Origin of the sequence: Micromonospora rubida, assembly GCF_009908295.1 — a bacterium.
GTDB lineage: Bacteria > Actinomycetota > Actinomycetes > Mycobacteriales > Micromonosporaceae > Micromonospora > Micromonospora rubida.
In genome coordinates, this window is the sequence record NZ_JAAALO010000011.1 from 133,702 (window position 1) to 145,582 (window position 11,881).

General features: G+C 74.0%; 9 protein-coding genes and 1 pseudogene. 7 read left to right on the forward strand and 3 right to left on the reverse strand.

Features of this window, described 5'->3' with window-relative positions; all coding sequences use genetic code 11:
* Positions 1-18 precede the first annotated feature (18 nt).
* Both GVV04_RS28690 and GVV04_RS28695 read left to right on the forward strand, forming a co-directional pair.
* Complete coding sequence (locus GVV04_RS28690) at positions 19-612, forward strand: PH domain-containing protein (protein ID WP_161692124.1); 594 nt, start codon at positions 19-21, stop codon at positions 610-612.
* Positions 609-2,087, forward strand: coding sequence for a PH domain-containing protein (locus tag GVV04_RS28695; RefSeq protein ID WP_161692125.1), 1,479 nt, complete (start codon positions 609-611; stop codon positions 2,085-2,087). Before GVV04_RS28690 ends, GVV04_RS28695 begins: the two co-directional genes overlap by 4 nt.
* Positions 2,088-2,165: 78 nt before the next feature.
* Here the strand turns inward: GVV04_RS28695 and GVV04_RS28700 are convergent, their stop codons facing one another.
* On the reverse strand, positions 2,166-3,260 hold the full coding sequence (locus GVV04_RS28700) for a phosphatase PAP2 family protein (RefSeq protein WP_161692126.1): 1,095 nt from the start codon (positions 3,258-3,260) through the stop codon (positions 2,166-2,168).
* Between the two features lie 60 nt (positions 3,261-3,320).
* Between GVV04_RS28700 and GVV04_RS28705 the strand changes: the two genes are divergently transcribed.
* Positions 3,321-3,800: a thioesterase family protein gene (locus tag GVV04_RS28705; protein WP_161692127.1), complete on the forward strand. Its 480-nt coding sequence runs from the start codon at positions 3,321-3,323 to the stop codon at positions 3,798-3,800.
* Positions 3,797-4,627 carry an MBL fold metallo-hydrolase gene (locus tag GVV04_RS28710; protein WP_161692128.1) on the forward strand — a complete coding sequence of 277 codons (831 nt, stop codon included), beginning with the start codon at positions 3,797-3,799 and terminating at the stop codon, positions 4,625-4,627. Before GVV04_RS28705 ends, GVV04_RS28710 begins: the two co-directional genes overlap by 4 nt.
* 39 nt (positions 4,628-4,666) lie before the next feature.
* Here the strand turns inward: GVV04_RS28710 and GVV04_RS28715 are convergent, their stop codons facing one another.
* Positions 4,667-5,497: a PfkB family carbohydrate kinase gene (locus GVV04_RS28715; protein WP_328822630.1), complete on the reverse strand. Its 831-nt coding sequence runs from the start codon at positions 5,495-5,497 to the stop codon at positions 4,667-4,669.
* Between the two features lie 366 nt (positions 5,498-5,863).
* Between GVV04_RS28715 and GVV04_RS28720 the strand changes: the two genes are divergently transcribed.
* Positions 5,864-6,976, forward strand: coding sequence for a lytic polysaccharide monooxygenase (locus GVV04_RS28720; RefSeq protein ID WP_161692130.1), 1,113 nt, complete (start codon positions 5,864-5,866; stop codon positions 6,974-6,976).
* 58 nt (positions 6,977-7,034) lie between these two features.
* Here the strand turns inward: GVV04_RS28720 and asnB are convergent, their stop codons facing one another.
* The gene (gene asnB, locus GVV04_RS28725) at positions 7,035-8,996 is read right to left on the reverse strand and encodes an asparagine synthase (glutamine-hydrolyzing) (protein ID WP_161692131.1); all 1,962 of its coding nucleotides are present in this window, start codon (positions 8,994-8,996) and stop codon (positions 7,035-7,037) included.
* A 111-nt stretch (positions 8,997-9,107) separates the two neighbouring features.
* On the opposite strand from asnB, the gene GVV04_RS28730 reads away from it, so the two are divergent.
* Both GVV04_RS28730 and GVV04_RS28735 read left to right on the forward strand, forming a co-directional pair.
* Positions 9,108-10,589, forward strand: a complete 1,482-nt coding sequence (locus GVV04_RS28730; protein WP_161692132.1) for an aminopeptidase P family protein — start codon at positions 9,108-9,110, stop codon at positions 10,587-10,589.
* Between the two features lie 295 nt (positions 10,590-10,884).
* A pseudogene (locus GVV04_RS28735) lies at positions 10,885-11,881 on the forward strand (right-handed parallel beta-helix repeat-containing protein); the annotation flags it as partial.

An 11,881-nucleotide genomic window follows, 5' to 3' on the forward strand; every position in this document is an offset into this window, starting at 1 on the left:
GCAGAGCGGACCCTCCCGGTGACCGGCGACCCTGTCGGCGGCCCACCCCCACCCGGCCCGCCGGCCGTCCCACCCGACCCGCACCCCGCCCCGCCGGCGCCGGCCTGGTCGGCGGCGTTCCCGCCGGGCCCGCTGGAGCCGTGGCCGGACACCGTGCGGTGGCAGCCGGTGTCCGGCGACCTGATCTGGGTGGAGCTGCTGCGCCTGGCGGCGGTGCTCGGGGTGCTGTTGCTGGGTCTCGCCGTCGGCTGGGCGTTGAGCGGGCACTGGCTGTTCGGCGCCGCCCTCGGCGCGGTCGTGCTGGCCGGCGCGTGGCGGGTCGTCACCATCGTGCGCGCGGTGCACGCCTGGGGGTACGCCGAGCGCGAGAACGACCTGCTGGTGCGGCACGGGCTGCTGGTCCGCCGGTTGTCCATCGTGCCGTACTCGCGGATGCAGTTCGTCGACGTCAGCGCCGGCCCGCTGGAGCGCGCGTTCGACGTGGCCACGGTGCAGTTGCACACCGCCGCCGCGGCCAGCGACGCCCGGGTGCCGGGGCTGCGCCCGGCGGAGGCGTCCCGGCTGCGCGACCGGCTCACCGCGCTCGGCGAGGACCGCGCGGAGGGCCTGTGAGCCAGGGCCAGCACAACACCGATCCCCACTTCCCGCAGTTCCCGGCCCTCGCGCCCTCCGCACCGCCCGCCGGCCCGCCGGACGGCCCCGAGACGGCCATCGCCCCGCCCGGCGGGCCTGGGCAGCAGCTCCCTGACCGGCAGGCCTGGGGTGGAGAGCCCCGGCAGCGGCTGCACCCGCTGAGTCCCGCGCTGCACGGCGCCAAGTCGCTGTTCGTGGTCATCGCCGGGCTGTCCTGGTCGACTCTGTCCCGGGTCGGCTTCGGCTGGTTCGCGGCGATGGTGACCGTGCTGGCCCTCGGCGCGACAGTGCTCGCGGTGGTCAGCTGGTACAACACCGGCTACCACGTGGTCGGCCGCGAGCTGCGGGTGTACGAGGGCCTGCTCTGGCGGCGCACCCGGGCCATCCCGCTGGAGCGCCTCCAGGCCGTCGAGGTGGTCCGCCCGCTGCTCGCCCAGCTCACCGGGCTGGCCGAGCTGCGGCTGGAGGTGGTCGGCGGCGGGAAGACCGAGGCGCCGCTGGCGTACCTGGGGGTGGCCGAGGCCGCCGCCCTGCGGCAGCGGCTGCTCGCGCTCGCCGGCCCCGGGACCGCCCCCGGCCCCCAGCCGGCGACCACGGCGACGGCCGGGCCGGGAATCGGACACGCGGCCTCGCCGGTCCCGCCGGGGCGGGCGCTGCACGACGTGGCCAACCGGGACCTGCTGGTCAGCCAGCTGCTCACCCCGCAGGCACTCCTGCTCCCCCTCGGCGTGGCCTTCGTCGTGGCCCAGTTCCTCTCCGAGGACTCCTGGTCGTTCATCGCGGTGGCGAGCACGCTCACCGCGATGGCCGGCGTGCTGCTGCAACCGGTACGCCGAGTCCTCGACGACTGGAACTTCCGGCTGGCCCGGGACGAGGGCACCCTACGGATCCGCAACGGCCTGCTGGAGACTCGGGCGCAGACCGTGCCGCTGAACCGGGTGCAGACGGTCGGGGTCACCTGGCCGCTGCTCTGGCGCGCAAAGGGCTGGCTGCGGCTGCGGCTGGAGGTGGCCGGCTACGCGGCCGGCGAACCGGACGACCGGAACCGGCCCGACCGGCTGCTGCCGGTGGGCGACGCGCACACCGGGGAACGGATCGTGACGGAGGTGCTGCCGGGGGTGCGGCTGAGCGGGCTGGCGACGAGCCTCCCGCCGACCCGGGCCCGGTGGCTGCGCCCGCTGGGCCGCCGGGCCGTCGGCGCCGGGCTCGACGAACGGGTCTTCGCCGCCCGGTCCGGGCTGGTCACCCGGCAGCTCACCGTCGTGCCGTACGCGCGGATCCAGAGCGTGCGGGTGACCCAGGGCCCGGCGCAGCGGCGGCTGCGGCTGGCGACCGTGCACGCGGACACCGCGGGCGGCGCGGGCGCCGCCGCCCTCGACCGCGACCTCGCCGAGGCGTGGTGGCTGGCGGCGGAGCTGACCGCGCGGGCGCACGCCGCCCGCCACCCCGGCTGAGCCGGCTCGGCTGAGCCGGGACGCCGCGCGGCCGGGACGCCGGCCGCGACGGGTCCGGCGGCGGCCCGCGCAGGGGCCTCAGCGGGCGGCCGGGACCGCCGGCGGGTCGCCTGCGGTGACGGGACCGGCCGGCTCCGGGCCGCCGTGGGGGCCGTCGGCCGGCTCCGGGCCGCCCTGAGGGCCGTCGGCCGGCTCCGGCGCGACCGATGCCCGGCGCGACCGGCGGGCCGCCCACCAGCGCTCGGCCAGGCCGACCACGAGGAAGGTCATCCCCACGTACGCCCAGCCGACCAGCACGTCGATGACGTAGTGCTCGCCGGAGTAGACCAGGGTGAAGGTCATCGCCAGCGGGTACGCCAGCAGCAGCGGCCACCACCGGCGGCGGGTCGCCCGCAGGAAGAACAGCACCACGAACAGCGCCCACGCGGTGTGCAGCGACGGCATCGCGGCCACCGGGTTGGAGGCGATCTGCCCGGCGTTGAGCAGGTTGCCCGCGCCGTGCATGCCGAACGCCTTCCAGCCCCGGGTGGAGATCCGGGCCACCTCGGTGAGCAGGCCGTTCTGGGCCGCCCACCAGGGCGGGGCGGCCGGGTAGAGGAAGTACGTGACCAGCCCCGCCGCGCAGAGGAACCCGAAGCGCCGCATGTACGCGGCCCACCGGCGCCGGTTGCGCATCCAGAGCACCGCGGCGGCGGCGAGGGTCACCACGAAGTGGGAGAAGTAGACCCAGCTGGCGATCACGTCCCACCAGCGCACCTCGGGCCGGTAGAAGTGTTCCTGCAACCAGACGGTCGGCACCTCGCCGCCGGTCGCCCAGCCGAACATGAACCGGTCGGCGACGATCAGCTCCATCGCGTGCGGGGTGGCGCCGTTGTCGGCGAACCCCCGGGACAGGTTGTAGGCCGCGAGGAGCAGCACCACCGGCACCCAGTCCCGGGCGAACAGCAGGTGGGTGCGCCACGGGCGGTGCGAGTTCCAGGCGACGGTGCCGGCCCAGATCCAGAGGAACGCGTACGCCGGGTCGGTGGGCAGGCCGATGCCGAGCCAGCCGACCACGAAGGCGACGGCCCAGACCGACATGGCGATCGCCCGGCGGCGACCGCCGTCGGGTGGGGCGGGCGGCGCGGGCGGTCCGGCGGGGGCGGGGGGCTGGGGGTCAGTCACGACGGCCATCGTCGTCTAGGTTAACGGCGGCACCGCGACCCGCCGACGGCGACCACCTAGGGTGGGCGCATGCAGGAGAAGTCGGAGCAATCCTTCGCGTCGGGCCTGTCGGCCCGGGTCGAGCTGACCGTGACCGACGCCGACACCGCGCGGGCCGTCGGCTCCGGCGACGTGCCGGTGCTGGGCACCCCCCGGGTGCTCGCCCTGGTCGAGGCGGCCACGATCGCGGCCATCGCCGACGGCATGCCGCCCGGCCGGACCACGGTCGGGCTCCGGGTCGAGCTGGACCACCTGGCCCCCACCCCGGTCGGCCGCACGGTGGCGGCGCACGCCCGGCTCGCCGCGGTCGACGGGCGACGGCTGCGGTTCGAGGTGAGCGTCACCGACGGCGCGGAGACGGTCGCCCGGGGGCTGGTGGACCGGGTGCTGGTCGACCGGCAGCGCTTCGTCGAGCGGGCCGGCGGGGCCCGGCCCGGCTCTCCGGCCGGCGGGGCCGACGCGCCGGATGGCGGTCGCCCCGGTGACCGCGCGGCGTCAGCCGCCTCGTGACGCTGCGGTTCGTCGAGGTCGCCGACCGGGTGCACGTGCTGCGGGAGCCGCTGCTCGACGTCAACGTCACGCTGGTCGTCGGCGACGGCGCGGCGCTGGTGGTGGACACCCTCTCCACCGCCGGGCAGGCCGCCGAGCTGGCCGCCGCCGCCCGGGCGGTCACCCCGTGCCCGTGGACTGTGGTGAACACCCACCACCACTTCGACCACTGCTTCGGCAACGCCACGCTCGCCGCCGACCCGACCCGCCCGGTGTACGCGCACGAGGTCGCCGCCGCGGCGCTGCGCGAGCGCCCCGACGAGCTGCGCCGGGCGGCGTACGAGGAGATGCGCGGCGAGCGGCCGGGGCTGGCCGCCGAGCTGGCCGGCACGGCGCTGCTGGCCCCGACGCACGTCGTACGCACGGAGACGGTGCTGGACGTCGGGGGCCGGCGGGTGCTGCTGCGCCATCCGGGGCCCGGGCACACCGACGCCGACCTGGTGGTGCACGTGCCGGACGCGGACGTGCTGGTCGCCGGGGACCTCGTCGAGCAGGGCGGCCCGCCGGCGTTCGAGGAGTCGTACCCGTTGCGGTGGCCGGACGCGGTGGCCGAGCTGCTGCGGCTGACCACCCCGGGCACGGTCGTCGTGCCGGGGCACGGCGAGCTGGTCGACGCGGATTTCGTCCGGGCCCAGCACGGCGAGCTGGTCGAGCTGGCCCGGCTGATCCGGGCCGGCCACACCGGGGGCGTCCCGCCGGAGCGGGTGGCCGCCGAGGCCCCCTTCGGGGCCCGTGCCGCCCTGCTCGCGGCCCGCCGGGGCTACGCCGAACTCGACGGCACCGGCTGACCCGGCCGGGTCAGTCGGGCCAGAGCCGGCCGGGGTCGGTCAGCCGGCGAAGCGGCGGAGCACCTCGGCGCGGCTGGGCATGGCCACCGCGCCGCCCGGGGACTCGCAGACCAGGCCGGCGACCCGCAGGGCGAACGCGACCCGTCGGTGCCAGTCGGCCGGGTCGGTCGGCTCGCCGTCGACCAGCAGGTCGGCGACGAGCGCCCCCATCACCGAGTCGCCGGCGCCGGTGGCGTCCACCGCGCGCACCCTGGGCGCGGGCACGCGTACCGGATCGGCGCCTGCGGCGGCGACCACCGCACCGGCCGGGCCGAGGGTGACCACCACGGTCGCCGCCCCCAGTTCGCGCAGGTACGCCGCGACCCCCTCGACCGGCTCGCCGGGGTAGAGCAGCTCGGCGTCGGCGGTGCTCAGCTTGACCAGGTGGGCGGAGGCGGCGAACTCGGCCACCGTGTCGCGCAGCCCGGCCAGCGCGGCCGGCCCGTCGAGCAGCCGGGGCCGCACGTTCGGGTCGAAGACCCGCAGCCCGGGGGCGATCCCCCAGGCCCGGCGCGCGGCGGCCAGCACCGGCGGCTGGCGCAGCACGATCGACCCGCAGTAGACGACGTCGGCGCCCGCGACCAGGTCGGTGTCGAGGTTGTCGGGACCGAGCAGTCCGTAGGAGGGCGGCTCGCCGTAGAACCGGAAGTCGGGCTCGGGACCGGCGAAGGTGGCCACCGCCAGCGTGGTCGGGACGGGGGCGGTGACCGCCCCGGCCAGGCCGACGCCCGCCCCGGTCAGGAAGTCGCGGATCCGCCCGGCCAGGACGTCGTCGCCGAGCGACCCGACGAACTGCACCGCGCCGCCGAGCCGGGCGACGGCGACCGCCACGTCATGACGAGCGCTGAAGCCACCGTATTGGCCTACTGGCGGGCGTGCGAGGCGAGGGACTGGGAGACCGCCGCCTGGATCACCTGCCCCTGACACATCGAGCGACAGCTATTGCGCACCGTCGGCGTCCCGTGGTGGGATGGCGCTTGCCGGGCGGTGCGGGGGCTGCCGTGCCGCCGGCGCCGGGTTCACATCCACGCGAGGGCAGCGGTCCGCGAGTCGGACCGCCGACGGCGCACGTACGCCGGCCATCCGCCGGGGCACGTCCGCCTCGACCGCCGTATCCGCGTCGCAGCGGGGCGGGCGGCGCTGCCGCCCCGCACGTTGCCCGCGGGGCGCCCGCGTCCCGCGAGTCAGGAGAACCCCGTGACCCGTTCCCGTACGGCCGCGCTGCTCACCGCGGTCGCCACCCTCGCCGCAGGCGCCGTCGCCCTGGTGGCCGGCCCCGACCCCGCCGCCGCCCACGGCACCCCGATGACCCCCGGCAGCCGGACCTACCTGTGCTGGAAGGACGGCCTCAGCCCCACCGGCGAGATCAAGCCGATCAACCCGGCCTGCACGGCGGCGGTCGCCCAGAGCGGGGCGAACTCGCTGTACAACTGGTTCAGCGTGCTGCGCTCCGATGCCGGCGGCCGGACCGTCGGCTTCATCCCCGACGGCAAGCTGTGCAGCGGCGGCAACCCCGGCTACACCGGGTACGACCTGGCCCGCACCGACTGGCCGCTGACCCACCTGACCGCCGGGGCCCAGCACAACTTCAAGTACAGCAACTGGGCCCACCACCCGGGCACCTTCTACTTCTACGTGACGAAGGACAGTTGGAGCCCGACCCGGCCGCTGGCCTGGGGCGACCTGGAGGAGCAGCCCTTCCTCACGGTGACCAACCCGCCGCAGAACGGCGGCGTGGGCACCAACGAGGGGCACTACTACTTCAGCGGCAACCTGCCGTCGAACAAGAGCGGCCGGCACATCATCTACTCGCGCTGGGTCCGCTCGGACAGCCAGGAGAACTTCTTCGCCTGCTCCGACGTGGCCTTCGACGGGGGAAACGGCGAGGTCACCGGGGTGGGCAACGGCGGCTCGCCCAACCCGACCACCCCGCCGCCGAGCCCGACGACTCCCCCGCCGAGCCCCACCAGCCCCCCGCCGAGCCCGACCACCCCGCCGCCGCACAGCGGGGACTGCATGGCGGTCTACAAGGTGGTCAACGCCTGGTCCGGCGGGTTCCAGGGCGAGGTCACGATCATGAACCACGGCGCGACGCCGTTCGCCGGCTGGAAGGCGACCCTGGTCTGGCCCAGCGGTCAGACGGTCACCAGCCTGTGGAGCGGCTCGTACACCACGTCCGGATCGACCACGACGGTGACCAACGCCGCCTGGAACGGCACGGTCGCCCCGGAGGGGACGACCGCGTTCGGCTTCCTCGCGAACAGCCCCGGGGCGAACGCCCTGCCCACGGTGAGCTGCGCCCGGGCGTGACCCCGCCCGGGTGAGCGGAGCCCCCTGCCACGCGGCGGCAGGGGGCGTCCGCGCCTACTCAGCGGACCATGGAGCCGACCACCGGCTTGGTCAGCAGCGCGGACTGGTTGCGCTGGATGCCCGGGTCGAGCGTCTTCGCCACGAAGATCGCGTGCCAGATGCAGAAGATCAACACCGTCCACACCTTGCGGGAGTGGTCGGCCTCCTCCCGCTTGTGCTCCTCCAGCAGCCGCATCGCGTACGACAGGTCGATCAGCTCGCCCGCGCCCGAGTTGGAGATCACCCAGCGGGCCCACTCGTACATCTCGCCGCGCAGCCACACCCGGGTCGGGGTGGGGAAGCCGAGCTTCTTGCGGTTGACGATGGCCGGGGGCACCACGCCCTGGAGGGCCTGGCGCATGGCGTACTTGGTGGCGTCGGAGCGCGGCGGGAGCCTCAGGTCCACCGGGATGGTGGCCGCCACGTCGAACACCGCCCGGTCCAGGAACGGCACCCGGACCTCCAGCGAGTGCGCCATCGAGATCCGGTCGGCCTTGACCAGGATGTCGCCGCGCAGCCAGGTGTACAGGTCGACGTACTGCATCTTGGTGACGTCGTCGAGCTCCGTGCACTCGGCGTAGATCGGGGCGGTGACGTCGGTGTAGCGCACCGAGGGGTCGTAGCGGCGCATCAGGTGCTGCTTCTCCTCCTCGGTAAACATCCGGGCGTTGCCGTAGTAGCGCTGCTCGATCGGGGTGGTGCCGCGCTCCAGGAAGCTCTTGCCCTTCACCCCCTGCGGGATGGCCTTGGAGACCGCGCGCAGGCCCTTCTGCACCCCGCCGGGCAGGCCGTTGACCGTGCCGAGGGAGAGCGGCTCCCGGTAGATGGTGTAACCGCCGAAGAACTCGTCGGCGCCCTCGCCGGAGAGGACCACGGTGACGTGCTCGGCGGCCTTCTTCGCCACGAAGTACAGCGGCACCAGCGCCGGGTCGGCGACCGGGTCGTCCAGGTGCCAGACGATCTTCGGCAGCGCGTCGATCATGTCCTGCGGCCCGATCTTGGTGGGCATGATGGTCACGTCGAGGTGCCGGGCCGACTCCTGGGCCACGTCGATCTCCGAGTACCCGGGAACGTCGTAGCCGACGGTGAAGGTGAGGATGTTCGGGTTGAACTCGCGGGCCAGGGCGACCACGGCGGTGGAGTCGATGCCGCTGGACAGGAACGAGCCGACCGGCACGTCCGAGCGCATGTGCACCCGGACGCTCTCGCGCAGCGTCTCCCGGATCTCGTGGTAGAGCCGCTGCTCGTCGCTGACCGGGGCCGGCCGGAACACCGGCCGGTACCACCGGCGCACGTCGATCCGGCCGCCCGGGGTCCAGGTCAGGTACTCCCCCGAGCCGATCCGGTTGATCCCCCGGTGCAGGGTGCCGGGCTCCGGGACGTACTGGAGGGTCAGGTAGTGGCTCAGGTTCGCCGGGTCGATCCCGGCGTCCCCGGCGTACGCGGACTGCGCGAACGGCAGCAGCGCCTTCTTCTCCGACGCGAGGTAGAGCCCGTCGGCGGTCTCCAGGTAGTGCAGCGGCTTGATGCCGAAGTAGTCGCGGGCGCCGAACGCGCGGCGCTCCTGCCGGTCCCAGATCACGAACGCGAACATGCCGCGCAGCCGGGTGAGCACCTGCTCGCCCCAGAAGTGGTAGCCGGCGACGATCACCTCGCCGTCGCCGGCGGTGGCGAACTGGGCCCCGTAGGTGCGCACCAGCTCGTCGCGTAGCTCGATGTAGTTGTAGATCTCGCCGTTGAAGGTCAGCAGGTAACGCCCGCCCGCGTACGGCAGCGGCTCGTGGCTGGACGCCACGTCGATGATCGCGAGCCGCTTGTGCCCGAACACCCCGTCCGCGTACTGGCCGGTCGCGTCGCCGACCACCTCGACACCTGTCTCGTCCGGTCCGCGGTGGTGCAGGCACTCCAACGCCCCCGCGATGTGGTCGCGGTGGGCGGCGGCGTTGCCGTTCGCGCTGAAGAAGGCCAGGAGTCCGCACATGCCGGTCATCTTTCCACGCGGCCGGGGCGGACGTCGCAGGCACCGCAGGCTCTCCACATCCGCGCGCGCGGGGTACCGTCTGGGCCAGCGACGTGGCGGAGGGAGCGGATCATGAGCGAGAAGCAAGCGGGCGACCAGCCTGCGGACGGCACCGAGTCACACGACCCGGATTTCCCGGAGGCGTTCCTGTCGTTCATGCGCGAGGGCTGGCGGGACACCGCCCTTCCGGTCGGCCCCCGGGTGGAGGTCCCGAACCACGCCAAGCGGCGGGCCGCGCTCTCCGCGGCCTTCCCGGGCGAGACGCTGGTGATCCCCACCGGCGGCGAGAAGGTACGCGCCAACGACACCGACTACCCGTTCCGGCCGGGCAGCGACTTCGCGTACCTGACCGGCGACCACGACCCGGACGGCGTGCTGGTCCTGCGCCCCAACGGCTCGGGGCACGACGCCACCCTGTACATGCGGCCCCGCTCCTCGCGGGACAACGACGAGTTCTTCCGCAGCCGGCACGGCGAGCTGTGGGTGGGCCGGCGGCACACCCTGGCCGAGAAGTCGACCGAGCTGGGCCTGCCCACCGCCGACCTGACCGAGCTGGACGCGGCGCTGGCCGAGCTGGCGCCGGGGCGTACCCGGGTGCTGCGCGGCTTCGACGCCGGGGTGGACTCGGCCGTGCGCCCGTACGACGGGCCGCGCGAGGAGGGGCAGCCCGCCCGGGACCGGGAGCTGGCGATCGCGATCTCCGAGGCCAAGCTGGTCAAGGACGAGTGGGAGATCGCCCAGCTCCAGGACGCGATCGACGCCACGGTGCGGGGCTTCGAGGACGTGGCCCGGGTGCTGCCCGCCGACCGGGCGGTCTCCGAGCGGCTGCTGGAGGGAATCTTCGCGCTGCGCGCCCGGCACGACGGCAACGACGTCGGCTACAGCTCGATCGTCGGGGCCGGCGAGCACGGCACGATCCTGCACTGGGTGCACAACCACGGCGTCACCCGGCCGGGCGAGCTGCTGCTGATGGACATGGGTGTGGAGAACCGCAACCTCTACACCGCCGACGTGACCCGGGTGCTCCCGGTCGACGGCCGGTTCACCCCGTTGCAGCGGCAGGTCTACGACATCGTGTACGCCTCCCAGCAGGCCGGCATCGACTTCATCCGGCCGGGGGTGCAGTTCAAGGACGTCCAGCTGACGTGCATGCGGGTGCTGGCTGAGGGCCTGGACGACCTGGGCCTGCTGCCGGTGAGCGTGGACGAGGCGATGGACGAGAAGTCGACGATCTACCGCCGGTGGACGCTGCACGGCTTCGGGCACATGCTCGGCATCGACGTGCACGACTGCGCGAACGCCCGCAAGGAGATGTACCGCGACGGCGCGCTCGGCGAGGGCTACGTGCTCACCGTCGAGCCGGGGCTGTACTTCCAGCCGGAGGACGAGCTGGTCCCCGAGGAGCTGCGCGGCATCGGCATCCGGATCGAGGACGACGTGCTGGTGACCGCGACCGGCACGGTCAACCTCTCGGCCGGGCTGCCGCGCCGGGCCGACGAGGTGGAGACCTGGCTGGCCGAGCAGCGCGAGGCGGGTCCGCGCCTGCCCGGCTGATCCTCAGGTACGACCCACGGCGGGCCCCGCCCCCGGTACGCGACGTTTCGACCGTCGACGCACCGGTGGCGGGGCCCGCTGTTGTTTCCGCCCTGCGGCACCTTCCCGCACGACTTCGCCCGACTGCGGACTCCCGCCCGATCCGAGCACAATGCGGGGGTTTTTCGGATAAGTCCTCCTCGCGAAGAACCTTCTCATACGGTGGGGATCAGAAGGCTGCAACCGATTTGTAGCTGGTCGCGCCCCTTCGGGCGGTGCGGCCCCGTCTGATAGCAGGAAAGGGCGGAAGGTTCTGATGTCCAACGACGAAACGACTCCCGCCGGCGGGGTGCACGCCACCCCGCCGGCGAAACGGCGGCGGGCGCTCTGGGTCGCCACCGGCGTGGCCGGCCTGACCGGCGTCGTCGGTCTGGCGGCGCTCGGCGGATTGGCCGCCCGCAACGACAAGTCCGACGACGCGAACCGACTGTCGGACCAGCACTCGGCCACCGCGAAGCAGAACGTCAGCGACGCCGGCCGGGCCGACGAGGAACGCGGCAAGGAGAACGACGGCCAGGATCCCGGCAAGCAGGACGACTGGGACGATGCCGAGTGGTCCGGCCAGGACGACTGGTCCGGCAAGGACGCCTGGTCCGGCAAGGACCGGGGCGGTCGGGGTGAGCGTGACGAGGAGGGCCGGGTTCGTGAGGTGCCCTGCGACGACGACGCGCTGGTCGAAGCGGTCGTACGGGCCAACAACGAACTGGGCGGCACCCTGAAGCTCGCCCGGGACTGCAAGTACGAACTCAGCGACCACGACCGCAAGAACGGCTCAGCCCTGCCCACGATCCGCCAACGGATCACCATCAAGGGCGACAAGTCCATCATCAAGCGCGACTCCAGCAACGCCTTCCGCATCTTCACCGTCGGCGAAGGCGGCGAACTCACCCTCAAGGGCATCACCCTCAAGGACGGCAACGCCGCCCGCGAGAAGAAGAAGGACCAAGAACCCTGGCCCACCCCACCCAAGACCGACACCTCAGCAGTCGGTGAGGCAGCCAGGCCGGGCCCGGCCGCCGCACCGGTGGCCGCCGCGTCGACCCCCGAGACCACGCCGGTCGCGCCGGTCGTGCCGGTCGCGCCGGGGATGCCGGGTGAATCGGGTGGAGACACGCCTGACACCTATGACGAGGGTGCCGACGGCGGCGCGATCCTGGTCAAGCCCGGAGGCAGCGCCTTCCTCGAAGACAGCAACCTGTTCAACAACAACGCCAGCGGCAACGGCGGCGCCATCGCCAACTTCGGCCGCACCT

Coding starts and splice junctions, on each gene's coding strand:
- GVV04_RS28700 (WP_161692126.1), bottom strand. CDS start 3,260: ATGGCCGTCGTGACTGACCCCCAGCCCCCCGCCCCCGCCGGACCGCCC.
- GVV04_RS28705 (WP_161692127.1), top strand. CDS start 3,321: ATGCAGGAGAAGTCGGAGCAATCCTTCGCGTCGGGCCTGTCGGCCCGG.
- asnB (WP_161692131.1), bottom strand. CDS start 8,996: ATGTGCGGACTCCTGGCCTTCTTCAGCGCGAACGGCAACGCCGCCGCC.
- GVV04_RS28730 (WP_161692132.1), top strand. CDS start 9,108: ATGAGCGAGAAGCAAGCGGGCGACCAGCCTGCGGACGGCACCGAGTCA.